General features: G+C 40.4%; 21 protein-coding genes. 4 read left to right on the top strand and 17 right to left on the bottom strand.

The window, feature by feature from the left end; genetic code table 11:
* Positions 1 to 69: 69 nt before the first annotated feature.
* Positions 70 to 537 (bottom strand): S-ribosylhomocysteine lyase, encoded by a 468-nt coding sequence (locus BN6556_RS12205; protein WP_066191833.1) that lies wholly within the window; start codon positions 535 to 537, stop codon positions 70 to 72.
* A gap of 189 nt (positions 538 to 726) precedes the next feature.
* The gene (locus tag BN6556_RS12200) at positions 727 to 1,299 is read right to left on the bottom strand and encodes a YhcN/YlaJ family sporulation lipoprotein (protein WP_066191832.1); all 573 of its coding nucleotides are present in this window, start codon (positions 1,297 to 1,299) and stop codon (positions 727 to 729) included.
* A gap of 178 nt (positions 1,300 to 1,477) precedes the next feature.
* On the opposite strand from BN6556_RS12200, the gene BN6556_RS12195 reads away from it, so the two are divergent.
* Entirely contained in the window at positions 1,478 to 1,711 is a 234-nt protein-coding gene (locus BN6556_RS12195) for a YhdB family protein (RefSeq protein WP_078060083.1), read from the top strand.
* A gap of 135 nt (positions 1,712 to 1,846) precedes the next feature.
* Here BN6556_RS12195 and BN6556_RS12190 read toward each other — a convergent pair whose 3' ends face one another.
* The 4 genes from BN6556_RS12190 to BN6556_RS12175 form a co-directional block, all read right to left on the bottom strand.
* Entirely contained in the window at positions 1,847 to 2,731 is an 885-nt protein-coding gene (locus BN6556_RS12190; RefSeq protein WP_066191827.1) for an anti-sigma-I factor RsgI family protein, read from the bottom strand.
* Positions 2,728 to 3,459, bottom strand: a complete 732-nt coding sequence (gene sigI, locus BN6556_RS12185; protein ID WP_066191825.1) for an RNA polymerase sigma-I factor — start codon at positions 3,457 to 3,459, stop codon at positions 2,728 to 2,730. Before sigI ends, BN6556_RS12190 begins: the two co-directional genes overlap by 4 nt.
* A 311-nt stretch (positions 3,460 to 3,770) precedes the next feature.
* On the bottom strand, positions 3,771 to 4,100 hold the full coding sequence (locus BN6556_RS12180; protein WP_066191822.1) for a hypothetical protein: 330 nt from the start codon (positions 4,098 to 4,100) through the stop codon (positions 3,771 to 3,773).
* Positions 4,101 to 4,242: 142 nt separating this feature from the next.
* The gene (locus tag BN6556_RS12175; protein WP_316245324.1) at positions 4,243 to 5,061 is read right to left on the bottom strand and encodes a S1C family serine protease; all 819 of its coding nucleotides are present in this window, start codon (positions 5,059 to 5,061) and stop codon (positions 4,243 to 4,245) included.
* Positions 5,062 to 5,214: 153 nt separating this feature from the next.
* Here BN6556_RS12175 and BN6556_RS12170 point away from each other — a divergent pair, with 153 nt between their 5' ends.
* A complete protein-coding gene (locus BN6556_RS12170; protein ID WP_066191818.1) occupies positions 5,215 to 5,760 on the top strand; it encodes a beta-class carbonic anhydrase in 546 nt (181 codons plus the stop codon).
* 79 nt (positions 5,761 to 5,839) lie between these two features.
* Here the strand turns inward: BN6556_RS12170 and BN6556_RS12165 are convergent, their stop codons facing one another.
* Together BN6556_RS12165 and BN6556_RS12160 are read right to left on the bottom strand one after the other, a co-directional pair.
* Positions 5,840 to 6,670 carry an aldo/keto reductase gene (locus tag BN6556_RS12165; RefSeq protein WP_066191815.1) on the bottom strand — a complete coding sequence of 277 codons (831 nt, stop codon included), beginning with the start codon at positions 6,668 to 6,670 and terminating at the stop codon, positions 5,840 to 5,842.
* A gap of 62 nt (positions 6,671 to 6,732) precedes the next feature.
* Positions 6,733 to 7,803 carry an undecaprenyldiphospho-muramoylpentapeptide beta-N-acetylglucosaminyltransferase gene (locus BN6556_RS12160; RefSeq protein WP_066191813.1) on the bottom strand — a complete coding sequence of 357 codons (1,071 nt, stop codon included), beginning with the start codon at positions 7,801 to 7,803 and terminating at the stop codon, positions 6,733 to 6,735.
* Between the two features lie 124 nt (positions 7,804 to 7,927).
* Here BN6556_RS12160 and BN6556_RS12155 point away from each other — a divergent pair, with 124 nt between their 5' ends.
* Positions 7,928 to 9,292, top strand: coding sequence for an MATE family efflux transporter (locus tag BN6556_RS12155; protein WP_066191811.1), 1,365 nt, complete (start codon positions 7,928 to 7,930; stop codon positions 9,290 to 9,292).
* 23 nt (positions 9,293 to 9,315) lie between these two features.
* Here BN6556_RS12155 and BN6556_RS12150 read toward each other — a convergent pair whose 3' ends face one another.
* The 7 genes from BN6556_RS12150 to BN6556_RS12120 form a co-directional block, all read right to left on the bottom strand.
* Positions 9,316 to 10,740: an aldehyde dehydrogenase family protein gene (locus tag BN6556_RS12150; RefSeq protein WP_066191809.1), complete on the bottom strand. Its 1,425-nt coding sequence runs from the start codon at positions 10,738 to 10,740 to the stop codon at positions 9,316 to 9,318.
* Between the two features lie 332 nt (positions 10,741 to 11,072).
* Positions 11,073 to 12,254, bottom strand: coding sequence for a NupC/NupG family nucleoside CNT transporter (locus tag BN6556_RS12145; RefSeq protein ID WP_066191807.1), 1,182 nt, complete (start codon positions 12,252 to 12,254; stop codon positions 11,073 to 11,075).
* A 119-nt stretch (positions 12,255 to 12,373) separates the two neighbouring features.
* Positions 12,374 to 13,525 carry a sporulation protein YhbH gene (gene yhbH / locus BN6556_RS12140; RefSeq protein WP_066191805.1) on the bottom strand — a complete coding sequence of 384 codons (1,152 nt, stop codon included), beginning with the start codon at positions 13,523 to 13,525 and terminating at the stop codon, positions 12,374 to 12,376.
* A 54-nt stretch (positions 13,526 to 13,579) separates the two neighbouring features.
* Positions 13,580 to 13,858, bottom strand: coding sequence for a hypothetical protein (locus BN6556_RS12135; RefSeq protein ID WP_148436771.1), 279 nt, complete (start codon positions 13,856 to 13,858; stop codon positions 13,580 to 13,582).
* Between the two features lie 110 nt (positions 13,859 to 13,968).
* Positions 13,969 to 15,261: a 2-oxoglutarate dehydrogenase complex dihydrolipoyllysine-residue succinyltransferase gene (gene odhB, locus BN6556_RS12130; protein ID WP_066191799.1), complete on the bottom strand. Its 1,293-nt coding sequence runs from the start codon at positions 15,259 to 15,261 to the stop codon at positions 13,969 to 13,971.
* Entirely contained in the window at positions 15,248 to 18,118 is a 2,871-nt protein-coding gene (locus BN6556_RS12125; RefSeq protein WP_078060082.1) for a 2-oxoglutarate dehydrogenase E1 component, read from the bottom strand. Before BN6556_RS12125 ends, odhB begins: the two co-directional genes overlap by 14 nt.
* 329 nt (positions 18,119 to 18,447) lie before the next feature.
* Positions 18,448 to 19,632, bottom strand: coding sequence for an ROK family transcriptional regulator (locus tag BN6556_RS12120; protein WP_066191796.1), 1,185 nt, complete (start codon positions 19,630 to 19,632; stop codon positions 18,448 to 18,450).
* Between the two features lie 297 nt (positions 19,633 to 19,929).
* On the opposite strand from BN6556_RS12120, the gene BN6556_RS12115 reads away from it, so the two are divergent.
* Positions 19,930 to 20,163 carry a hypothetical protein gene (locus BN6556_RS12115; protein WP_066191793.1) on the top strand — a complete coding sequence of 78 codons (234 nt, stop codon included), beginning with the start codon at positions 19,930 to 19,932 and terminating at the stop codon, positions 20,161 to 20,163.
* 114 nt (positions 20,164 to 20,277) lie between these two features.
* Here BN6556_RS12115 and BN6556_RS12110 read toward each other — a convergent pair whose 3' ends face one another.
* Entirely contained in the window at positions 20,278 to 22,263 is a 1,986-nt protein-coding gene (locus tag BN6556_RS12110; protein ID WP_066191791.1) for a PTS fructose transporter subunit IIABC, read from the bottom strand.
* 94 nt (positions 22,264 to 22,357) lie between these two features.
* Complete coding sequence (locus BN6556_RS12105; protein WP_066191788.1) at positions 22,358 to 24,271, bottom strand: BglG family transcription antiterminator; 1,914 nt, start codon at positions 24,269 to 24,271, stop codon at positions 22,358 to 22,360.
* Positions 24,272 to 24,518: the final 247 nt, after the last annotated feature.

Genomic DNA, 24,518 nt, shown 5'->3' with positions numbered 1-24,518 from the left:
CCGTTTTCCTCTTCTAATCAAAAAAGTGATAGTTCCCCTTTTGCACGGGACTATCACTTTTTTCTAATATTAATCAGCGAACACTACGTCCCACTCTTCTTTATGGGATAACATATTACGAGCAATGGCTTGAGCACCTTCCAAACTATGACTAGCCGCCCAGCCACACTGAACTTCATTACAAGCAGGAACTTCTGTCGCGTTTAAAACATCATTTAAGGTGCGATCCAGAGCATCCACTACTTCATCAAAGCTATCGTTATTTATAATGGACAAGTAAAAGCCTGTTTGGCAGCCCATTGGACTAACATCTAGTATATTATCAATATGGTTACGAACTTTCTCTGCCATTAAGTGTTCGAGAGAATGTAAGCCCGGCATATCCATATGATCTTGGTTAGGTTGACAAAAACGGATATCATATTTATACACCTTATCTCCATGTTCACCTGTTGTGACCCCAACCAAACGCACATATGGTGCCTTTACTTTTGTATGATCTAAGTTAAAGCTTTCTACATTCATTTTATTTACCATCGTAAACACTCCTTGTCAATTTCGTTTAGAGCTTGTCTTACTATATATACTATTGTATCATAGGTTGTTTTTTCATTCACTAGATTGATTTTGCTGTGTATTTAATCGACATATAGGAATTTGTTTTTTGCCAGCAAAAAAAGCCCCCACCATGACATGCATGGTAAGAGCTTCTTTCCAAATGAATGATTAACCTCTATCCGGGAATACACGCTCAATCATATTACCCATCCGTTTAAAAAATCCTTCCACCGGTTGTCCATTTTCCATATCGTCAATGTACTGTCCGCTTAATTGGAAAAAGTCTGGGTTGGTCGAGATATAAACATGGTCCACATCTTTATCGACAGACTGAACGACATCTGTAATTTTTTTCTTGGTTTCATCGGAAAGCTCTTGTTTATCTTGGTTGGCATTATCTGCTTGCTTATTCCAAGAAGCAGCAACATAGGCATTATTGTCCGTTTTCAATACATATACCCTGTCCACTTCTTCTACATCGGCAGATATTTTTTCAGCCGCTTCTTCAGATACATCATATTTGTTTTCCGTCTGTCCATTGTCATCCTGCATGCGTTCTTCTGCCACGTCACGATTTCCTTCTCGCTCCATTTGCGGATTGTCCGTCGCTTGATTATAACCGATTGGACGAGTTCCATTTCCATCATCGGCTGCATTATCCGGATTATTGTCCCCGTTACAAGCAGCTAATGTTAACATAGTAGTTACTGCTAAACCTACAGCCAGTTTTGGCAATTTCATCGATTTTACCTCCTTCTTTAACCTTATTCTTCCGTAGTATTGGTAAAATCGGTACAGACTATGCTTTTCAAAAAATGGTAACAAGTCCAAGAGTTATCCAGTTTTAATTTCGAGCTTTAACACAAACTAAACGCAACCCCGATGATTAATGACTAAAACAAGGCAAGGGGGCTTTTATTTGTACACCGTTGATTATGATAAGGCATTGTATTACACACTTTGGGGCGAATGGGATAATTTACTTGTTTTGATGGTACGAACAAAAGACGACCTCCTCTCTAAGAAAATCGAACATTTTTTACACGCATACCACTATCCTGTTTCCGATATGTATTTAACTGATATGTATAACCAATTGATTCTTTATATTGATTATGCTTTGATTGAACACATGTACCACCTTGAATCATAAAGCGAGACCTACCGGGGTGTTACCGAATGCCTTTGGAATATTTTTTAATAACAAGCGGTTACACCAGGATCATAAAAACACAAAACTGTCCGCGGCTCCACTACCTTTGTTGGGGTGGCGGACTCTTACCCTTCATTAAACTGCCTTCTTGGGGAGGTCCTTCATCTTTATTGTATCCCTTTTTTCTGGAATTCGTACGATCTCACACATAAAATGAGAGTGATGCTTCGATGAATGATTTTGGTCGATGTTAAATGCTTCCTTCTCTTCTTCCGAGGCATGATCATAAAAATTTTTAATAAGTTCTTGTTTCTCTTTACTCAAAAAAAGAGCGGAATCCTCTTGATCAACAGAAACCGGTTGAATCGCATCTGTTTCATTTGTCTTTAACAAATTAGCAACTACCTTATTCATCGAAATATATTCTTTTTCTGCCATTCGTCTTAATTGATCAGAAACCTCATAAATAGCCGTTGAATAACCCAATTTTTGCAAATGTTGATGGAATGCTTCTTGAAAAGCAGGATTATCTTTTTCATCAAAATAACTAATCGCCATTAACAAAGAGTACGGTACCGCATTTTCTTGATGTGCAGGGAGATAGTCGAGCATATCGTCCGTAAAGGCAGTAAGGGATTTGCCTTGTATATCTATCTGCTTTAACATTTCTTCAGCAGATTTGTTCATTGGAACGGCTTCCAGCACCTCATAATTTTGATTGATTTTAATATTCAAGCTCGGGTTAATATCAATGCTTATAACGGCATAGGTCTCATTTTTACCTAATAGTAAATAAAGTGGGCTTATAATCAATAAACACACTAATGCCATAGGTAGCCATCTCCATTTATGATCTTGAAACATCATAAAAAAAGAACGGACCCGGGAAGGCTTGGGTTTATAGATGGTTTCCACACCAATATCCTTCTCTCTTATTGGTTCTGCTTTGTGGAACACCCCTTCTCTGTCCATGATAATTGTATAAAATGGACGGTGTTCCACAATAATTCCTTTTTTCACAGATCTACCCCCTTGAGGTATTCTTTTAGGTAGACATAATCCCCCGTTAAAATAATAAAAATGGTTAAGATATATTTTCGATTTCGTTCTAGTGTCTTTTTGCTGACAGATACCAGTTGCAGCAACCTTTTGATTGGTACTCTCTTTTTATGGAATACATACGCCTTTAAATCATCATGATGAACCAATTGTTGGGCTGCAAAAATGGCAGACTCCCGTGCGTCCTTGTGTTTCGGGGAAATCTCGGTTAACTCAGCAAAAGAAATACGATATCCTTGTAACTGTTTGGACAACTGCTCAATTTCCTGCTTACGCTGCCAGGTTTCTTCTTTTAACTGAAATACCTTTTTTGCCTCAACAATTTGAATGGGGCTCTCTTCCAGGTCGTCATCATCGGTTGCGTCCAACGAAGGATACATATACTGCCTTTGTTCTTTTCGTATATAATCGATTACCTTACGTTTGATAATTACCTGTGCAAAGGACAGGAAAGAAGCTCCTCTTTCTCTTGCATAAATATCCAAAGCCTCATTAAAAGCTATCATTCCTACACTAAACTCATCATGATTTTTCTGTATGTATCGTTTGCATACATCTGACACACATTTTGCAATAAACGGTTGATATGCCTTGATTACTTGATTTCTTAATTCATCATCTCCGTGCTGAATCAGCTCAATTTGCTCTTCAAGTGTTCTTTCTCTATCCATTAACTGGCTTCCTAACATATTATGCACCACCAGTCCTTTATAAAAATTCGTAGTATATTTATCTCTTTTTGTCTGTTTTTATCTAAAAGTTTCATTATTTCACCAGTTTTTTTGTCATATTTATTATGATAATGTTGCCATTTGTTATAGGATAAAAGAAATTAACGATTGTATCTACCATGATTTATTTACAAATCATTAAAATTCATTTGCAAATGGTGGGTATTTATGCTTACCATAACCCTATATACCTAAATCAGTTATCCTGACTTTGATTATATAGTATCACCTCTAATAAAAAAGCAAGATGATCCGTTATTCTCTAGTTATCAACTCATTCTTACAGACAGTGTTTTGTGATTTAGCGGTTTTTTTTCCGTTAGATCCATTCTTACGGACACAATTTCGTGATTTAGCGTTTTTTTGTCTGTTAGATTCATTCTTACGGACAACATTTCGTGATTTAGCGATTTTTTGTCTGTTAGATCTGTTCTTACGGACAACATTTCGTGATTTAGCGATTTTTTGTCTGTTAGATCCATTCTTACGGACAACATTTCGTGATTTAGCGATTTTTTGTCTGTTAGATCCGTTCTTACGGACAACATTTCGTGATTTAGCGATTTTTTGTCTGTTAGATCCGTTCTTACGGACAACATTTCGTGATCCACCGTTTTTTTGTCTGTTAGATTCAGCTTCCTGGCATATTATTCATGGATTTGTGCCTGATTGATCCAAGCTCGTTCACCCAAAGTTCCATACAAAAAGGGTCTATAACCTAATAGTAGATTACAGACCCTTTCATTCGTTCCATAATTCGTGAAAATAATCAATCGGAACGGCTAACCCTATTTTTCCATATTCATCATGGTTCAAGGTGGCAAAAATAACGGCTATTACCTCACCTTGATCATCAATAACCGGGCTGCCGCTATTTCCCCGATAAACCGGCGCGTCCAACATATACACAGGCTTCTCCCAAGAAGATAAGGTAATCGAACCAATAATATCTCCTTGATTAGCTATACCATTAAATTGTAGTGGATTACCAATAAACGTCACTTCTTCCACTGTCTCTGGCTGTGCTTGCTGACTTAATGGTAAATGGGGCAAACCGGAACCTTCCACATCTAACAGAGCCAGATCAATCTGGGGAAAAGACGCCACTACTTCTCCTTGAAACAACCCTTCATCTGCGAAAGCGACCGTTATGTTTGGTTGATCTTCAATTACATGATGATTCGTTATAACATAGCCATCCTCTGAAATAGCAAATCCTGTCCCTTTGTTATCAGCTCCTTCAATGACAACAACGGCCTCCCGATATTGCTTAACGGCATCATCTTGCATCATAGCGATCGATGTCTGGAGAAATTGAATAGCTGGTATGGAAAAAGTCTGCGGAAAAATCGCAATGACTTGAATAAACATAACAACAGCAATCAGCCAGAAAATCCATCTAGGAAAACGTTTTTTAGGCTGTTCTTCTTCTTGCTGCTCTCGTTCTTGAAGTTTACGACGCTCTTCCTCAATAAGCACATACATTTCTTCAGGTTCAATATCTTCATATAAATCCTTATCAATGATATCATTCGTTTGGTCGTCGGTGTTCTTCATCATCCACCATCCTCTGACGATTTGACAGCATTATTATACCATTTTATTGATTACAATGATAAACTAAAAGAGGTTGTTCAAAATCCGACAAAAAACATATATATTTTTTTTTGGTTTTTGAATTCGTAACTAAAGTAAAGATAGAGGAGTGATAGGATGTTATTAGATGACATACTGGCATTTAATGAGAAATTTGTAGAGGAAAAAGGATATGAGCGCTACGTAACGGATAAAATCCCAAACAAACGAGCCGTTATTTTTACCTGTATGGATACTCGCCTCATTGAATTATTGCCGCAGGCCTTAAACCTCAAAAATGGAGACGTCAAAATGGTTAAGAATGCTGGTGCCATTTTGAAAGACCCTTATGATAGTGTGATGAAGAGTATTCTAGTTGCCATCCACGCTTTGCAAGCAGATGAAGTGTTTGTAATCGGGCACCATCGTTGTGGTATGACAGGGCTTGAATCTGATGGTTTTGTAGAATTGATGAAGGAAAGAGGGATTGACCAAACAGCGATTGATCGTCTTGATAAGGCGCCAGAGGAATGGCTGAATGGTTTTGAAGATGTCAACGACTCCGTGAAACAATCCGTCCAGACGATCGAAAACCATCCGCTTCTCCCAGCAGACGTTCCTGTGCACGGTCTGGTTATTGATCCGAAAACAGGTAAGCTTGATCTTGTGCAGAAAGGGTACTAAGAAAAAACAGACTGTCGCCAGTTGGATGGTTTCTTCAACCACCTAGACGACAGTCTTATTTATATTCTCAGTTCACAGATCACGCCTCATAATCAAACTCATCTGGATGTTTACCTAAGCGATAATTTGCGTCCATCTGTTCTATTTTGTGAATATCTTTTGCAGAAAGTTCAAAATCAAAGATATCTACATTTTCTTGCTGGCGTTCTTTATGAACCGATTTTGGGATGGTGATTATCCCGCTTTGGTACTGCCAGCGTACGATAATCTGAGACGGCTTTTTATCGTATTTTTCAGCCAGTTCTGTTAAGACAGGATGATCAAAATAACGGGCTTTTCCTAAAGGCGCCCATGCTTCTGTCAGGATTTGATGGGCCTCGCCAAAGGCACGCACTTCCTTCTGCTGCAGTTGTGGATGTAATTCAACTTGATTTACGGCAGGAACGATTTTCGTTTCCTTTAGCAACTCCTCTAAATGATGCGGTTCAAAATTACTTACCCCAATTGCTTTCGCCTGACCGCTGCGATAAATATCTTCCAATGCCTTATATGTCTCGATAAACTTTCCTGTCACTGGCCAATGGACTAGATATAAATCGACATAATCCATCTGAAGTTGCTCTAAGCTGCGTTGGAAGGCTTCTTTGGTTTCTTTAAACCCTTGTTCATCATTCCAAACTTTGGTGGTTACAAACAATTCTTCACGAGGAATACCACTGTCCTTAATTGCCTGCCCTACTCCTTCTTCATTGGCATAGAGGGAGGCCGTATCGATATGACGATAGCCTAGTTCTAGCGCAGACCGTACCGCATAATAGACCTCATCCCCAGGCTCTGCTTTGTAGACACCTAATCCGATTGCTGGAATCTTCGTACCATTGTTTAGTGTTAATGTGCTCGTTAAACTCATAGATCATTGCCTCCTTTTCCACTATTTTAATATAATAGCCAAGCTTAACCAAAATAAAAGACTTATTTTGCTTGTTGTTTAATGGTATTAATGACTTTTTCTTTTGCCTCGCTAGCATGATAAGCCATCATTTTTTCTTTCATAGTAATTTTACCTGCTTTTAGCTGTTTTAGTGAACGGATCAAGGATTCTGTCGTTAACGCTTCTTCTTGCAATACCTGAGCATATCCTTGCTTTTCAAAAGACTCAGCATTGACAATTTGATCTCCTCGGCTCGCTTGCAGGGATAAAGGAATCAAGAGCATCGGCTTGTTCAAAGCAAGGAATTCAAAGATAGAATTAGACCCAGCCCGGGAACAAACCATATCCGTTATCGCTAATAAATCCTGAAGTTCGTCCTGTATATATTCGTATTGTCGGTAGCCTTCTTCTTGTATCGAGTGATCGATATTACCTTTACCACAGATATGTACGATCTGGAACTCTTTCAGTAGCTGTTCTAGCCCATCCCTTACAGCCTGATTTACCTTTTGTGAACCGTTACTACCACCCATCACCATAAGTACATTCTTTCCAGAAGTAAAACCGGTAAAAGCAAATCCTCTTTCACGACTGCCTGTATATAACGCCTCGCGAACGACTGCTCCAACCCATTCCCCCTTATCTGCAGGAAGATATTTCATCGTCTCTGGAAAAGTGGCAAGCACTTTTTTCGCAAAGGGAATCGCGAGTTTATTCGCCAATCCAGGTGTATAATCGGATTCATGAATAACCGCTGGAACACGACGCAGCCTTGCAGCGACTAGTACAGGTACCGAAACAAATCCTCCTTTAGAAAAAATCACCACCGGCTTTTTCTTTCCAATAATGCGAGCAGCTTGTATCGTCCCTTTCATGACTTTGAAAGGATCCTTGAAATTTTCCTTAGAGAAATAGCGACGTAGCTTTCCCGTTGAAATAGGGTGATAGGTCACCCCTTCTATTGGCTCTATCAAAGATTTCTCGATTCCGTTATGAGACCCGATATAATCCACCTGCCAGCCTTCTTCGAGGAAAACAGGGATAATCGCCAAATTAACCATGACATGGCCGGCTGATCCACCACCAGTGAAAATAATTTGTTTACGTTCCATATGCAAATCCAACCTCTCTATTCACAATATATGTTATAATCCCTCTAGCTTATGTGCAAAAAATACGGCATCACGCTGTGCTTTTTGTATCTTTTTATTTCACTAACAAAAAGGAAGATACATCATGTTTCAAACCAAAACGCTTAAAGAAAAAATAAGACTCTTTTTGATTATACTGATACCTATTCTAATCACGCAAGTAAGTATGTATTTAATGAACTTTTTTGATACGATTATGTCTGGTCAAGCTGGTCCGGCTGATCTTGCTGGGGTGGCTATAGGCTCTAGTCTATTTGTTCCTGTTGAAATGATGGTTGTTGGGATTTTAATGGCCATATCGCCAGTTGTTGCTCAATTTTCCGGGGCTAAACAGCAAGAAAAGATCCCCTTCACCGTACAGCAAGGTCTCTATTTAGCAGTTGCTATAGGTGTTACTGTAACGGTGGTGGCTATTTTTCTGTTAGAACCTATTTTATCATTAATGGATTTGGAAGACAGGGTGGCTTATGTAGCAAAATATTATATTATCTCGATTGGGCTGGGTATCATTCCATTATTTGTCTATAATCTATTGCGATCTTATATGGATGGATTAGGACAAACACGATTATCAATGATTATTATCTTAATATCTCTTCCCATTAATATTTTACTGAACTACTTGTTTATTTTCGGCAATTGGGGATTTCCTGCCCTAGGAGGTATTGGAGCTGGCGTAGCTTCTGGTTTAACCTTCTTTATTAACGCAATCATTGCTATCTGGATTGTCCATTATGTCCGTCCTTTCCGTGAACATCATATTTTTCGCCGTTTACGGAAACCGGATGTAAAAGAATGGTTAGCTCATTTAAAATTAGGCGTGCCCATTGGTTTTTCCATTTTTTTCGAAGTTAGTATTTTCTCTGCCGTCACTTTTATGCTAAGTGTGTATAGTACTAATACGATTGCTGCACATCAAGCGGCCATGAACTTTGAATCATTACTTTATATGATCCCACTTAGTATCGCCATGACGTTAACGATTACCGTCGGCTTTGAGATAGGTGCCAATCGAGCTCGCGATGCCAGGGTTTATTCCTACATCGGGATTGCTTCCGGAATTGTAGTTGCTGTCTTAGCTGGGGCTGTTATTTATCTACTCGATGATCCAATCGCTCGATTATATAGTGATCATCCGGAGGTATTGGCATTAACCAAACAATTTCTTTATTACGCGATTTTCTTTCAATTTGCAGACGCAGTTGGCGCCCCGGTTCAAGGAATACTCAGGGGGTATAAGGATGTTAATATTACCTTTTGGATGTCGCTTGTCTCCTATTGGCTGATCGGATTGCCAAGTGGGTGGCTATTTGCCCATTATACAAGTCTTGACGCCTTTGGTTACTGGCTTGGCTTAATCATCGGACTCTTTGCCGGAGCGATTACCTTGTTTGGCAGAATGTACTACTTACAAAATAAAGCGAAGAGAGTAAAGATAGCTGAATCTTAAACATTTGAAGGTGCAGCGGAATGCTACACCTTCAAATTCATCACGATTAACCTTTCTTCTGTCATTTCATTGATCGAATATTTCGGACCTTCTTTACCGTTACCACTATCTTTCACACCACCATACGGCATCAAATCTACCCGATATTGAGAGCCATCGTTAATCATAAAGCCGCCAACTTCCACGTGTTTAGCTGCATAGTAAGCCGTATCGATATTTTGAGTGAAAATACCACCTTGTAAACCATAGGGAGACTGGTTGATTTCCCTTATACATGATTCTAGATCGGTATAGCTTATAATACTGGCGACGGGTGCAAAGATTTCCTCACAAACAACTCGCATGTCTTTGGTTACATTTGAAATAATGGTTGGTTCCAATAGCGCTCCATGGCGTTGTCCTCCATGGATGACTTCTGCGCCATCTTTTTGTGCTTCCATTATCCATGTTTCTGCTCTTTCCGCTTCTTTTTCATCAATCATCGGACCGACATCTGTATCAACATCAGCTGGATTTCCCACTTTTAGATGCTGCATTTCTTCAGTTAATTTTTCGATAAATGCTTGTTTTATCGCTTCATCGACATAAATCCGCTGAACCGAGATACAGACTTGCCCGGCAAAGGCAAAGGATTGTGCGGCAAGGGTTTTTGCAGCCAACGCAATATCCGCTTCCTTATCCACAATTACTGGTGAATTATTCCCCAGCTCCAAGATCAACCGGTTTAAACCGGTCTCTTGTTTTAATTTCAAACCGACCTCTGCACTGCCTGTGAACGTGTATAAAGCAATGCGTTTATCCTTCATCATTTGATTGCCGACGGTTGAACCAGAACCCGCGATAACTTGGAGTAATCCCTTAGGCAGACCTGCTTCCTCTAAAATTCTGGCTAACTTAAGCGCGGAAACCGGTGTTTTGCTCGCTGGTTTTAACACAACGGCATTTCCTGCAGCCAAGGCTGGCGCTAGCTTATGAGCAACTAAATTCATTGGAAAATTAAACGGGCTGATCGCACCAACAACCCCAACAGGAACCTTGATGGTAAATGCCATTCTATTTTCCGAACCTGGTGCCGCTTCTACTGGAACACCTTCCCCATGAATCCGCTTTGCCTCCTCTGCAGCCCATAGAAAGGTAAGAGACGTACGATCAATTTCTGTTTGTGCCTGCTTTAAAGGCTTCCCTGCTTCTTTGGTAATAATCATCGCAAGCTCGTCTTTTTGCTCGCTAATGAGTGTTGATGCCTTGTGCAATATTTGATATCGTTCAAATGGCGTTAATTGTTGCTCACTAAATGCTTTGGTAGCACTGGCTATTGCTTTGTCTACCAGCTGTTCATCAGCTTTCGCTACCGTTGCATATAATGTTTGCGTATATTTATCTAAAACGTCAATCGTCTCACTGGAGTCCGTCCATTCTCCATCAATAAATAATTGAAAATGTTTCATCGTGCTAGACACCTCTTTTTTGATTGTTTATTAACAGTATTCCACTTTCTTTTTTGCAGTAAACCATTAGATCGTTTCCTGTAAAGATTTAAAGTTTAAATAGATACAGTCTTTATTCCTATTGGATCATAAAAAATAACCCCTCACTGCAGTTTTGTGAGGGATTATTTTCGCTTCATTGCTTGAGTCGGGGTTCACCCTTCATGCTGATACAGGAACTATAGCATTGGCATTCTTGATAGGATAGGATGTGGAACAATTTTGACCTTGAACGAACCGAGAGTCCGTATCTAGGGTAGCAGAGTTTGCTCGTTTTTTCTTAATGATGATACTTATAAAAACAATCCAGCCATGGTAGCAGATAAGGCAGATGCTAAGGTAGCTCCAATTAACAGCTTCATACCAAAGCGCGACACGGCTTTCCCTTTCTCACTATCAATACCTTGAACCGAGCCTGCAATGATGCCGATCGAACTAAAATTGGCAAAGCTAGTCAGAAAGACAGTCACAATCCCTATTGTTTTCTCCGATAAATCTCCCATTATCGCCTGCAATTCACCCATTGCCACAAACTCATTGGTAATAATCTTTGTCCCCATAATACTACCTGATTGCAGTAATTCCCCTGGCGCAATGCCCATCAAATAAGCCAATGGAGCAATCACATAACCAAGTACATCTTGAAGGGTTGTCCCAGCAAAAATTGCTGCAAAGACCCAGTTAACCAACTCTAGAGCTGCGATAAAGGCAATCAGCATAGCCGAAACAATTAATGCGATCTTCCCACCGTCTAAAGCACCAGTTCCCATTGCTTCAAATAAACTTTTTGCCTCTGAAACATTCTTCACATCTACTTCATCATCATCTTTTTCCACCTTCACTGGTGCAATGATCGATGCCATGATGAGGGCGCTAAACATATTAAGCGGTATTGCAACCAATACATATTGTGCAGGCAGCATTTGCAGATAAGCACCGACAATAGAAGCAGATACCGATCCCATCGCCGAAGCACTCACAATATAAAGTCGATTATCGGATAAATGATGGAATTGCGATTTAACCGCTAATAGCGCCTCTGATTGACCGAAAAACATACTGTTTACCGCATTAAACGATTCGATTTTCGGCAGTCCCGTTATTTTCGAAATAAACCACCCAAAATACTTGATAATAATGGGCAATATTTTCAAATAGGTTAATACCGATAAGATGGTAGAAAAGAAAATAATGATCAATGCCACATTAAAAAAGAAGACACCTTCTCCTTCTATCCCACCTAGAACAAAATCCACACCGCTCGTTCCGAATTCAATGAGTTTATTAAACAGTGCGGATATTTTATTGATAATGGTTTCACCGATGGTTGTCATAAACATAAAAGCCGTCGTAATGGCCTGTGCAACTAGCATAACACCGATTCCTACATAATTAATGCGCTTTCGATTGTTCGACATGAGATAGGCGATACCTAATAGAAGAATAATAGCTACTAATCCTAATAAAATACTCATATACTGCTCCTCCTCCAACATGGTTAGAAATTAATGGGTGTTTCATCTTCATTCTAGCATGAAAAAGAGGAGCAGCATATTATTTTTTTTGAGAAATTTTTTACAATCTGTAAGCCGTTTCACTCTCTAGTTGGAGCGGTATGAAAGAAATGCTTCATCGCATAATATACATCGGCTTTATTACGCAACATATATTTCTTAAAATGAGAATGATCAATTTCTTTAAAGGCTTGCATGAGTGTAGAAAAACGATTATATTGATTCACTTCACCATAACCGAACAAACTAGCCTCTTCTAATAATTGCTGCACTGCTTGAATCGATCGGCGGTTATCAGATGTGAGATTATCCCCATCTGAAAAATGAAATACATAGATATTATAACGACTTGCTGGGTATTTATTTTCTATTAGCTCTAATGCCTTTCTATACGCCGATGAACAAATGGTTCCACCGCTCTCTCCTTTGGTGAAAAAGGATTCCTCATCAACTACCTTCGCTTCCGTATGATGAGCGATAAACTCCACATCGACGGTTTCGTATTTCTTTTTTAGAAAACGGGTCATCCAAAAGTAAAAGCTTCTTGCCACATACTTTTCCCAAATTCCCATCGATCCGCTTGTATCCATTAAAGCGAGTACAACCGCCTTTGATTCCGGCTTTTCTATATGATCCCATGTCTTAAAACGCAGGTCATCCGGATAAATCGGCATAAACGATGGATTCCCTTCCAAGGCATTGCGTTTGTAGGAAGCAAGCATTGTTCTTTTCTTATCGATATTACCAATTAAACCTTTTTTACGAATATCACGAAATTCTACATCGGTGATCGTAATATTCTCCTTCTCTTTCTCTTTTAAGTTAGGCAAGGTAAGTTCTGCAAAAAAAGTTTCTTCTAAGGTTTCAAAATCTACTTCTGCTTCATAATAATCACTTCCTGGCTGATCACCTGCATTGCCGGGTTGTTGTCCCTTTTTTGCCTGCTCAGGGCTTTGTGCAACAACGTCGCCTATTTGACTATCTCCCTTGCCTTGACCCACGTGTTGTTTGGTGGAATGATTATAACGGATCTTATACTCATCTAACGAACGGATTGGTATTCGAATAATCTCTTTACCCTTAGACATGATGATGCTTTCCTCACTAATCATATCTGGTAACTTCTTCTTCATTACTTCCTTTATTTTGTCTTGGTGACGCTTTTGATCATCGAATCCTTTTCGATGGAGGGACCAATCTTCTTCTGCAATGATAAAATTATCTTTAGCCATGCCAACCCTCCTTCGTGTGTATTAATTTATTCTATGCAAAGGCACGAAGAATGATTAAGCTTTTTTTGGAGAATGGGGAATGGTGATGATGACCATTGGTTGGTTTTTTCTTCGGATTTTGGCCGTCATTTTCGGAATGACGACCATTTTGACGGCTTCCCCTTGGATTTTGGCCGTCATTTTCGGAATGACGACCATTTTGACGGCTTTCCCTTGGATTTTGGCCGTCATTTTCGGAATGACGACCATTTTGGCGGCTTCCCCTTGGATTTTGGCCGTCATTTTCGGAATGACGACCATTTTGGCGGCTTTCCTTCGGATTTTGGCCGTCATTTTATAACTGACCTTTGAGCTCCGTCCGCTCCCGTGCCCTATCATAAAAAAGCGCGAAAAGAGTACTAAATAACTCTTCTCACGCTTTCCGTCATGTGATACGAATGTGTTTATCCCTCTAACAATAAATCATAAGGGTCTTCTAGCAATTGTTTCAGCCGAACAAGGAACTGTACAGCTTCTTTCCCGTCAACAATACGATGATCGTAGGAAAGGGCAGTGTACATCATTGGACGAACTTCAATGGAATCATCTGGCATTACCATGGCACGTTTTTGAATCGAATGCATACCTAGAATACCAACCTGTGGCGCATTAATAATCGGTGTTGACAACAGCGATCCAAAAATACCTCCATTTGTAATCGTGAAAGATCCTCCTTGAAGATCACTAATTTGCAGCTGTTTTTCTTGCGCCTTCTTACCTAGATCAGCAATTTCTGACTCAATCCCGGCAAAATCCAAACGATCGGCATCTCTGACAACTGGTACCACCAAGCCATCATCGGTAGACACGGCAATGCCGATATCATAGAATTGTTTCAATAAAATCTCATTTCCTTGAATTTCCGCATTTAAATATGGGAATTCGCGCAAAGCACTAACGACTGCTTTCGTAAAGAAGGACATAAAACCTAATTTAATACCATGTTTTTCTTGGAACTTATCTTTCCGCTCACTTCTAAGTTTCATAATCGCAGTCATGTCCACTTCATTAAACGTTGTCAGCATGGCAGCTGATTGTTGTGCCTCCACTAAACGATTGGCGATGGTTTGACGACGACGTGTCATTTTCTCACGTTTAACCGGCTTCCCTGCTGGATCTTGTTGTTCTTGTTCTTTTTCTGGCGCTTTCTTTTCTGGCTTGGAAGATGATGAACGATCCACTTTATTGGCGTTATCTACATCTTCCGTACGAATCCGACCTAATGGATCTGACGGTGAAATATCATTCAAATCAATTCCCAACTCACGAGCACGCTTTCTTGCAGCTGGTGAGGCAACTACTTTTTGATCCTCACCCGCAGTTTTAGGTTCTGAAGGTGTTTGTGAAGCAGCTTCTGTTTTGGATTGCTGCTTTTCTGTCTGCTCACTTACATCTGAGCTTGAATCGGTACTTGCTTCCGGTTCATTTTCCTCTTCAGCCGATGTATCGCCACCTGCTTCGCCATTTTCATCTATCTTGGCAATGACTTCACCTACCTCAACATCATCGCCTTCTTGTTTGATATGTTCGGTTAACACTCCGGCATACTCTGCATTAACCTCCACGTTTACCTTATCCGTTTCCAGCTCACAGACTGGATCACCCTTTTCAACGGAGTCACCTTCTTTAACAAGCCATTCTGCTATCGTACCTTCTGTAATGGATTCTGCTAATTCCGGGACCTTAATTTCCTTCATTGGTTTCTCCTCCTTCAGCCATATCTAATGCATTTGTGATTATTTTTCGTTGTTCTGTTTTATGAATATGCTGATCACCTACGGAAGGCGAAGACCGTTCCCCACGTCCAACATAATGCAACTCTAGCTTCGTATCTTGCAACATCTTAAACAAACGCTCTTTCACAAAATTCCATGCTCCCATATTACGAGGTTCTTCCTGTACCCACACAACCTCATCTAAGTTCTCACAAGCTTCAATAATCTCTGCAAGCTTTTGTTCAGGAAATGGATAGATTTGCTCTAGACGCACCACATGAATTTGTTCATATTTCTGTGGTTGTTCACTCATTGTTTCTTCAATATCTACCATAACTTTCCCTGTTCCAATCAACAATCGTTTTGCTTTGTTAGAGGTTAATTCTAAACCAGGCTGTGGGATGAGCGGCCGAAATCTGCCACTTGTAAATTCATCTATTTCAGAAATAACACGCGAACTCCTTAGTAAACTCTTAGGTGTAAACAAGACAAGCGGACGGGCAGCTTCACTATCCACTAATGCAGCTTGACGTCTCAACAAATGAAAGAACTGGGCACTTTTAGTTACATTGGCAACAATCCAGTTGTTCTCTGCTGCCATCGTTAAAAAACGCTCTACTCTGCCGCTGGAATGCTCAGGTCCCTGCCCTTCATAGCCATGTGGTAGTAGGAGAACCATATTCGAGCGATCATCCCATTTGGCACGTGCAGCAGAAATAAACTGATCAAAGATGACTTGACCTGCATTAGCAAAATCGCCAAACTGTGCCTCCCAAATAACAAGTGTTTTGGGTGCCTTCACACTATAGCCATATTCAAATCCGATTACAGCCGCCTCCGATAGCGGACTATTATGAATATCAAAAGTTGCCTTGGCGTCCTCTAAGCCGTGCATCGGACAATAGGTCTCTGTTGTCTCGACATCATGCAGTTTTAAATGACGATGAGCAAAGGTTCCCCGCTCGGAATCCTGTCCTGTCAGCCTGATCGGTATGCCATCTTGTAGTATAGACGCATAGGCTAATGCTTCACCTACAGCCCAATCGGCTTTTCCTTCTTCTTCAAACGTGTTATGACGCTTGGTTAAAATCTTCTCCAACTTTTTCAGTGAATGAAAACCTTCTGGACGCTTTAATAAATCTTTATTTAACGTCTCTAATATCTCTTTAGGCACTGCCGTTTCAATATCACTTAATCCTTGCCGTAATGCTTGCGGCACTGGCATAGCTTCTGGGTTTTCATTCACACTTTCTGTCATATCATCATAAATACCTTGCAGTTTATCAAAAACCGCTTCCTTCATTTCTTCATAAGCGTTTTCGGATACAATTCCTTCTTGATGCAATTTATCTGCATAAATCGAGGCACATGTCGCGTGCTGATCAATGGCTTGATACAGCTCAGGTTGTGTCGCACGAGGTTCATCCATTTCATTATGCCCGTATCGACGATAACCAACCAAGTCAATCAAGATATCCTTTTGAAACTTATGGCGATAATCATAGGCTAAGTTAGCAGCGGAAATACACGCCTCAGGATCATCAGCATTGACATGAATAATCGGCACCTCAAAACCTTTTGCCAAATCACTAGCATACGTAGTGGAACGCCCTTGCCGCTGTCCCGTTGTAAATCCAAGAAGGTTATTCGAAATAATGTGCAAAGAGCCTCCCGTACGATAACCGTCCAATGCGCTCAAATTAAATGTTTCGGCAACTACACCTTCCCCAATAAAGGCCGCATCCCCATGAACCAAAATACCAAATGCCTTACTCACATCTTGTTCTGGTGCCCCCTTTTGAAAACGAAAATCCTGCACGGCCTTGGTGAAGCCTTCTACCACTGGATTAACGAATTCCAAATGGGAGGGATTATGCGCCAACGTAATTTTAGTTGGTGACGGTTTCTCTTCACCTACGGCACGCTCAGCACCGAAGTGATACTTCACATCTCCTGTCCATCCATACGTAATCGCTTTGGAACCAGGTGACGATGGAACCAGTTCTTTATCTGCGGAAGGATGAAACTCTGAAAATAACTTATCATAAGGCTTGCCCAAGATATGGGTCAGTACACTCAATCTGCCGCGGTGAGCCATCCCCATCATGATTTCTTCTGTGTCATCATAAAAGGAATTCTGCACCATACGGTCGATCACTGGCACCATCATTTCTAAACCTTCAATGGAAAATCGTTTTTGCGCCACAAAGGTTTTGGCTAAAAAGTCTTCAAAGCCTTCCACATCTAAAATCTGTCCTAATAATTCTTGTTTTTCACTATCTGAGAATGGGAAGCGATACTTCCCTGACTCAATGTTTTCTTGAAACCAAGAACGTTCATCATCATTGTTCACATGATCGTATTCAAAAGAAATGGTTCCTGCATATTGTTCCATGAGATAGTCGACGACATCTTGTGCGGTCTGCACATTTTCAATATTTTGTTCCCATACCCAATCTGCGGGAATCGCTTCCAAAATGCTTTTATTAAGATTATATTGTGCTGGATCTACTAAAGAAGTATCACTGTGTATACCCGATCCAACTGGATAGATATTTGCCTTCAAGTGCCCATAACGTCTAATAGCCTCAACAAGTTTGATTGCTGAGGTTAACTGTTTGGCACTGATATTGGCAGAAAAATCTTTGTTCCCTGCTCCTGCTGTTTGTACTGCTGCTTGGATTTCCTCTGGCGCCCCATACTGATCAAACATTTGTTTCAGGGATGGATCCACAGAGTCTTTATTTCCTAAATACAGCTCATACTGCTCTTCTACATATCCCATGTTGGGACCATAAAAATTTTCCCATATTTTCTCACTAGACTCATGCTGTGTCACGTCTTATACCCCCATTACATTTCACTTACTCCTGCTTTGATTTATTCCCATCCAAAAGATGCAATGTATAAACACTACATCTCTAAATATAACCTATTTTACTATGGGAAACAACAGATATGATGGGAATATTTGAATTCTTTTTTTCAAAACAAATCGTTACCATTACGGCTGTTCATCAAAGAAAAAACAAGCCGTTTCTTATTCATGAATACGATTTATTTTGACTCTCTCTATTTCCGTTATATGGAATAACTTTGATACCTGAGACTGGTATTATTATTAAAAGTAGGATCCCCATTTTTGACGATAACTGACCTCCCTCTTGCTTAAGAAGGAAAAAAAGACTTAAATATCATGGCCGCCGCTCCATTTGCAATTGCCTTTTCGGGATCGTTTTCCTGATGAAACAGAATAGGCACTCGTTCTTGTCGATCAATATATTTCACGGCCGTTTCTACTACCTTCTCATAATAAGAGGGATAGGCCTGAATAAGAACACTATTCAAAACTACTCGATCCGGCTGTATAATATTAACAATATTCGCTAGACCAATCCCATATACTTCTGCCGATTCAAGCAAAACGGCTTCTATAATAGGGTCGTGCTGTCGCAGTCCATCTAACAGCAGTTCCATTAAAAGGCTTTTCGTAAATGTCTCTGGGTAAAAAGGGGATGAGGTTTCTGCTAGATAGCGCCGATTCACTTCTTGTAATAAATAATCATAAGTAATCAGAGAAGATAGTGTCTGCCGAGTCTTAATATCAATAATCATTTCACCGAAAGAACTGACATCCCCTGTTTCATTTTTTAACAGACGTCCATCCGCTAATACGCCACAACGTAAGCCCCGACCACTAATGCAATAAAGAATCGATAGTTCGTTTAATTCTCCCTGACTATAGGTATGAAGTGTTGCTGCATTGGCACCATTCTCCAATATAATCTTCTCCTGTTGAAAACTCGGTAAATGATCAATCAAGCTGAAATTTCGCCACCCTGACGCCATAAATCCTTTTGTATCCAACATCATCCCACGCTTACGATCCAGTGGTCCAACCGTACCAATCCCAATACCCAAGAACTTGTCTCGAGGAATCTGATGTAGCTGAAGTAATTGCTGAATCGCTTGATCAATCTCTGCTAGTGTTTTTTCACCTGTATGTGTCTCTGTCATATTTAATGTATAATGATCTATTTCTTCCATTTCTATGTTGACTAATACAACCGTTGATTTCATACGAGATAGATCGACTCCAACCATATAGCCGGCATTTGGATTAATATGATAAAGGGCAGGTGGACGCCCGCCTGAAGACGCTTGGTATGCCGCAACGTCTATATATTTTTCTTGAAGTAAATAATCTAAATGTCTCGTTAATGTGGTCTGTTTCATACCTGTCTGCTCCAGAAGTGTTGCTTTGGTGCTTGGTCCTTGATCAAATATACATTGATAAACTTGTTTCATTCCGCTGTACTTTGTTGAGGTCTGTTGTAAGAAGTCTTTTAGCATATTGGTTTGCTCCTTTACTAATCCAAGGCACTGCAACAAAAGGGAAGCAGTCTCTTGTTCTCATTATTGATCGTGGTCGCAATGGATATGTATTCCTCTCTTTTCTTCATTATAACAAACGATCACCTATCCTCACCATTCCTTTGTATGTCCGATCTTTGCCTGGCTAACTTTTCATGAAAAAAGTCCTATGGAATTATCTAACCTTTCTGTTATACTAACAAACAATGGAAAAAGTAAAGGGCAGAACGTTCGAAGTTAAATACCCTTTCTGACAATTTGAAAAAGGAGGATTGGATGCGCTTTATATTGCTTATTTTGGTTACTTTTCTGTTTATGCTATCATACGTAGATCAATCATTAGCAGGATTTATTGTTGCAGCAGTTATTATTACATTAGACACCATCGTAAAACCTGACGGCAAACGAACCAATCATTTATTAAAATATCTGATCACCATCGCTGTCGTTTTCCTGGTATTCAGTTTTCGCAATCAAATTATGGCTATTTTTAATGGAGGAATTTTTTAGCTTTCCATGTGAACACGCCGCCTACATAAATAGAGCGGGCAAATGGTTTACCCGCTCTTTCACTTTTTTGTATAGTGATAAGGACAGCTACTCGTCAACTGTCCTTAGCGCCTCTTATTGAATCATGTCTAGTAGTTGGTAGGCGTCCTCTTTCGTTTCAGCATTCTGCAATTGCTCCCGAAACGTATCATCCATCAACTTGCGCGAAAGCATTTGCAAGATTTTCAAATGATCATCACCTGCCCTTTCTTCCGGAATCACAATCATAAAAATCAATTTGGCCTTAGTGCCATCCAGGCTATGCCAGTCGATACCTTCTTGACTGATTCCAAAAACCACTGTTGATTCCCTGACCGCAGCTGATTTGGCATGCGGAATAGCAATGTTCATACCAAGACCGGTTGTACCTTCCTTTTCACGATCGAAAATGGCCTGTTTGATCGTCTCCTGAGATGTAATATATTCTCCATCATCCAGCATTTGAACAAATTCATCGATAACCTCTGCTTGTGTAGATCCAGCCACATGCATGGTCATCAAATCTCGATTTAAGATATCGGTCAATTGATGAATGGTGCGATTCTCTTTCGACATTTGTTTATTGGTACCCGTTTGGATCTCCTTTTCAGCTTGATGATCTGAAGTATCTGATGTATCAGCTTCTGTATCCGCTGTCACTTCCATCCCTTCTGGTGTTCCAGCAGCGGGCTGCACATCTTTTTTCAAAAGATTCACCAATAAAGCGGTGACAATCGTCCCGATCATCGCTGCAATAAAGAACATGAGCACATTATCTACGGCACCGAGAACGGCAACGATCGGTCCGCCATGAGCAACCCTGTCTCCCACATTACCAAGCATGGCAATCACAGCACCGGTCATGGAACCGACGATAATACTGGGTATCACTCGAAGTGGGTCTTGAGCAGCGAAAGGGATCGCCCCCTCGGAAATACCGAACAGTCCCATTGTAAAGGAGGCCTTTCCCGTTTCCTTTTCAGCGGATTGATACTTGCGTTTGTTTAAAAACGTGGCCAGTCCCATCCCAAGCGGGGGTGTACAGATAGCAACAGCGATTGATCCCATGATAGCATAGTTACCTTCCGCAATCATCGCTGAACCAAACAGGAATGCCACTTTATTAAATGGTCCACCCATATCAACAGCGATCATCGCTCCAAGAATCAACGCTAACAGAATCGAACTAGCTCCCTGCATTCCTTCAAGCCATGTGGTTAATGCGGCAAAGATACTCGCCACTGGCGCTCCAATCACGCTAATAAATAACACGCCAACAATCAATGAAGCAATGATCGGGATAAATATGATTGGCATAACCGGCTGTACCGCTTGTGGAACTTTTATCTTTTTTATAGCTAAAACAACAAAGCCTGCTAGAAATCCTGCAATTATGCCCCCGATAAATCCTGCATTAGCCTCACTTCCATAAAAACTTCCCGTGCTGGCAATATAACCACCGATCATACCTGGTGCCAGACCGGGACGATCAGCAATACTCACTGCAATAAAACCTGCAAGTATCGGAACCATAAAACTAAAAGAGGCATTGCCAATGTTTTCAATTTGTTTCCAAAATGAATCATCGGGTACGACAATACCTTCAGGTGTCTGTTCTCCGCCAATGGCTAATGATATAGCCATCAACAAACCACCAACGACGATAAACGGAATCATATAGGAGACCCCATTCATTAAGTGCCGGTAAATCGGATTTTCCTTTTCTTTTCGTTCCTTTTTCACCTGATCCACCGATTGCTTCGCTGCTTGATAAACCTCTGCGTCTCCAGTTTGTATGCGTTGGATCAATTGTTCCGGTTCCCTTATTCCTTTCTGAACACCAACTTCAAGCAACTTTTTGCCAGCAAAACGATCTTTGGAAACATCCGTATCACTAGCAATAATAATCCCATCAGCTTCGGCAATATCCTGCTCGGTGAGTTCATTTTCAACACCAATTGAACCTCGTGTCTCAATTTTCATATCAACATCCATGGTCTCTGCAGCTTTTTGCAAATTCTCAGCAGCCATGTAGGTATGTGCAATACCTGTCGGACATGCGGTAACAGCTAATATTCGCATCGGTGTTTCCTCCTTTTATTATTTTGTTTCTATGATAAAACACCTTCTGCCCAATAAAATAATTCATTTTTACCGGAAGATCGGAAAAAATGAATTATTGTTCAAAGATTTGCAGCATTTCCGCTACACTTTCTGCTTCGTTTAATGCTTCCACCATCGCCGGATTTTGACTGATGGAGAGTACGGTTTGCATTAGAGGTTTTAGCATATCTCGATCCTCTTTGGCAATTGCCAAGAAAAACACAACAGAGACCATCTCTCTTCCCCATTGCACTGGATGACGTAGTATAGCTAGCGATACTACGGACTTCTTCACAAAATTTGGATCTGCATGCGGAATAGCGATACCCCCACCAACAGCCGTTGCCGCTGTTTTTTCCCTTAACATCGCACGATGAATAAATGATTGTTCAGCAAAGCCCTTTTGAACCAATTGACGGGCTAGCATTTCAACAATTTCAAATCGATGTTTGATATTCATTCCAAGATAAATGGTGTCTGGATTGATAAACCTCTTGATGACAGGCAGCACCTCTTTTTCATTGGTTCCTTCTTGATCAACTGATTGTAAAAATGCCTCCAGTCGGTCTTTATCATCTGATTCCAGTAAAGGGGATACCACAATCACCGGAATATCGGGATGATCTATATCCATGGTAGCAATTATCATATCCACATCATGTTCATATAGAAATCCAGGAAGATTCGTTTCCCCAATACTAGCAAGTATTTTAATATCATGATAAGACTGTTCCAGTTTTGCCTGAAGAAGATAAGACATCCCGACTCCCAAATCACAAACGACCACGGCTCGTTTTAGTAGTGTGTGTTCCTGCATGCGTTCAACAGAAGCTTGAAAATGCAGAAGAAGGTAAGCTGCTTCATCTTCGGTGATATGAATATGATAGGCTTCATTGATCTTTTCCACTGCCAAAATCACCATGCTGAACATATAGGCATATTTTTTCTTAATGTCTGAAAGCATGGGATTTCTAATGGTAAAACCATACCTGATACGATGTAAAGCAAAAGCAAGATGGCTTTCAAGACCATCCCTTAGACCCTTGTCATTCTCAAATTTGATCATCGTCATGCGTTGCAGTTGCAACATCAGCTGGCGGACGACATCCGACAATAATTCATTATGTTTAGATGCTTTACCGGTATAAGGCGTTCTACAGCTTACTAGATGCCAAGTGAAGTAAATATACTCATCCTCTGGAAACGACAGGCTCAGAAGCTCTTCCAGTCGCTTCAAAAACCATACCGTCAAATGGTAACTATCCAACCTAACATCTGTATCCTTCGATCTGCCGACTAAAATTGGAGCGTGCTGGCGGGTACGTTTAATCATAATCAAGGCATGAATCTGTAAGCTTTGAAACTCGTCCCCTGTCAAATCAAGCGAATAAGCTATTTGTAAATCACGTAGTAACTTCCTGACTGTATGGATTTCATGCGGAGAAAACAACTGAAACACGCGCTGCTTTTGCTGTGCTTCAAATGAGATTAGTTCCGTTAGATTCGCTAATGCGTTACGTTTGCTTAATTCATCTCCTTGGACGAGATGACCAATACGTTGTTTCGAGACCAATTTCAGATCATAACCTTCCAGCCATCTGGAAATGTCTTGCATCTGATGCCTAACTGTGGTCGTATTAGTATAATATTCTTTAGCGAGAGTTGATAATGTCAATGGTTTATCACTTGCAAGCAATTGGTAAGCCATTTCTAATAAACGATCCTCCGTTGATATCGCTTCCAGCTGATAGATATGATTTAACAGTTTATCCTTCCCTTCCTTGTCAGCTACAATAGAAATTCCCGTTCCCCGTTTTCTTCTTAATGCAGTGGAAGGATATTGCTTGAGCAATGATTCGACCGTATTTAAATCATTTCTAACTGTCTTTTCTGAGCAATCCAGTTTATCCGTCAGTTCCTCTATACGAAAAAACTCACCCAAATCCGTCAACAATATCCGTAACAGTTCTTTTTGTCTGCGATTCATCAGAAACACCGCCTAGCGTTAATATATCCTGCCTCTATCATGGCGATAGGGGCGCTTTACACAATGAGTGAATTTCCTCCCCCTCTATCCATCGAGACAAAAAATCTTACCTCGACCACCTATTCCTGCTAGATACCCTAGAAAACCTGATAGCAAACGAAACAATTACAATTATTAAGGTCTGATTTCCATCACTGTGTTGTTCGTTTCCGAAATTACATGATGGTCATTGCTTTTTTAGTCTGTA

Origin of the sequence: Gracilibacillus timonensis, assembly GCF_900086715.1 — a bacterium.
Classification (GTDB): domain Bacteria; phylum Bacillota; class Bacilli; order Bacillales; family Amphibacillaceae; genus Gracilibacillus; species Gracilibacillus timonensis.
The sequence above is the reverse complement of the archived record's forward strand: the minus strand, read 5'-3'. Positions and strand labels throughout refer to the sequence as shown.

Bases quoted from the DNA above. Each gene is read 5' to 3' on its own strand.
- BN6556_RS12205 (WP_066191833.1), bottom strand. From the start codon at position 537: ATGGTAAATAAAATGAATGTAGAAAGCTTTAACTTAGATCATACAAAA.
- BN6556_RS12200 (WP_066191832.1), bottom strand. From the start codon at position 1,299: ATGAAATTGCCAAAACTGGCTGTAGGTTTAGCAGTAACTACTATGTTA.
- sigI (WP_066191825.1), bottom strand. From the start codon at position 3,459: ATGTTAGGAAGCCAGTTAATGGATAGAGAAAGAACACTTGAAGAGCAA.
- BN6556_RS12180 (WP_066191822.1), bottom strand. From the start codon at position 4,100: ATGTTGTCCGTAAGAACGGATCTAACAGACAAAAAATCGCTAAATCAC.
- BN6556_RS12175 (WP_316245324.1), bottom strand. From the start codon at position 5,061: ATGATGAAGAACACCGACGACCAAACGAATGATATCATTGATAAGGAT.
- BN6556_RS12170 (WP_066191818.1), top strand. From the start codon at position 5,215: ATGTTATTAGATGACATACTGGCATTTAATGAGAAATTTGTAGAGGAA.
- BN6556_RS12165 (WP_066191815.1), bottom strand. From the start codon at position 6,670: ATGAGTTTAACGAGCACATTAACACTAAACAATGGTACGAAGATTCCA.
- BN6556_RS12160 (WP_066191813.1), bottom strand. From the start codon at position 7,803: ATGGAACGTAAACAAATTATTTTCACTGGTGGTGGATCAGCCGGCCAT.
- BN6556_RS12155 (WP_066191811.1), top strand. From the start codon at position 7,928: ATGTTTCAAACCAAAACGCTTAAAGAAAAAATAAGACTCTTTTTGATT.
- BN6556_RS12150 (WP_066191809.1), bottom strand. From the start codon at position 10,740: ATGAAACATTTTCAATTATTTATTGATGGAGAATGGACGGACTCCAGT.
- BN6556_RS12145 (WP_066191807.1), bottom strand. From the start codon at position 12,254: ATGAGTATTTTATTAGGATTAGTAGCTATTATTCTTCTATTAGGTATC.
- yhbH (WP_066191805.1), bottom strand. From the start codon at position 13,525: ATGGCTAAAGATAATTTTATCATTGCAGAAGAAGATTGGTCCCTCCAT.
- BN6556_RS12135 (WP_148436771.1), bottom strand. From the start codon at position 13,858: ATGACGGCCAAAATCCGAAGGAAAGCCGCCAAAATGGTCGTCATTCCG.
- odhB (WP_066191799.1), bottom strand. From the start codon at position 15,261: ATGAAGGAAATTAAGGTCCCGGAATTAGCAGAATCCATTACAGAAGGT.
- BN6556_RS12120 (WP_066191796.1), bottom strand. From the start codon at position 19,632: ATGCTAAAAGACTTCTTACAACAGACCTCAACAAAGTACAGCGGAATG.
- BN6556_RS12115 (WP_066191793.1), top strand. From the start codon at position 19,930: ATGCGCTTTATATTGCTTATTTTGGTTACTTTTCTGTTTATGCTATCA.
- BN6556_RS12110 (WP_066191791.1), bottom strand. From the start codon at position 22,263: ATGCGAATATTAGCTGTTACCGCATGTCCGACAGGTATTGCACATACC.
- BN6556_RS12105 (WP_066191788.1), bottom strand. From the start codon at position 24,271: ATGAATCGCAGACAAAAAGAACTGTTACGGATATTGTTGACGGATTTG.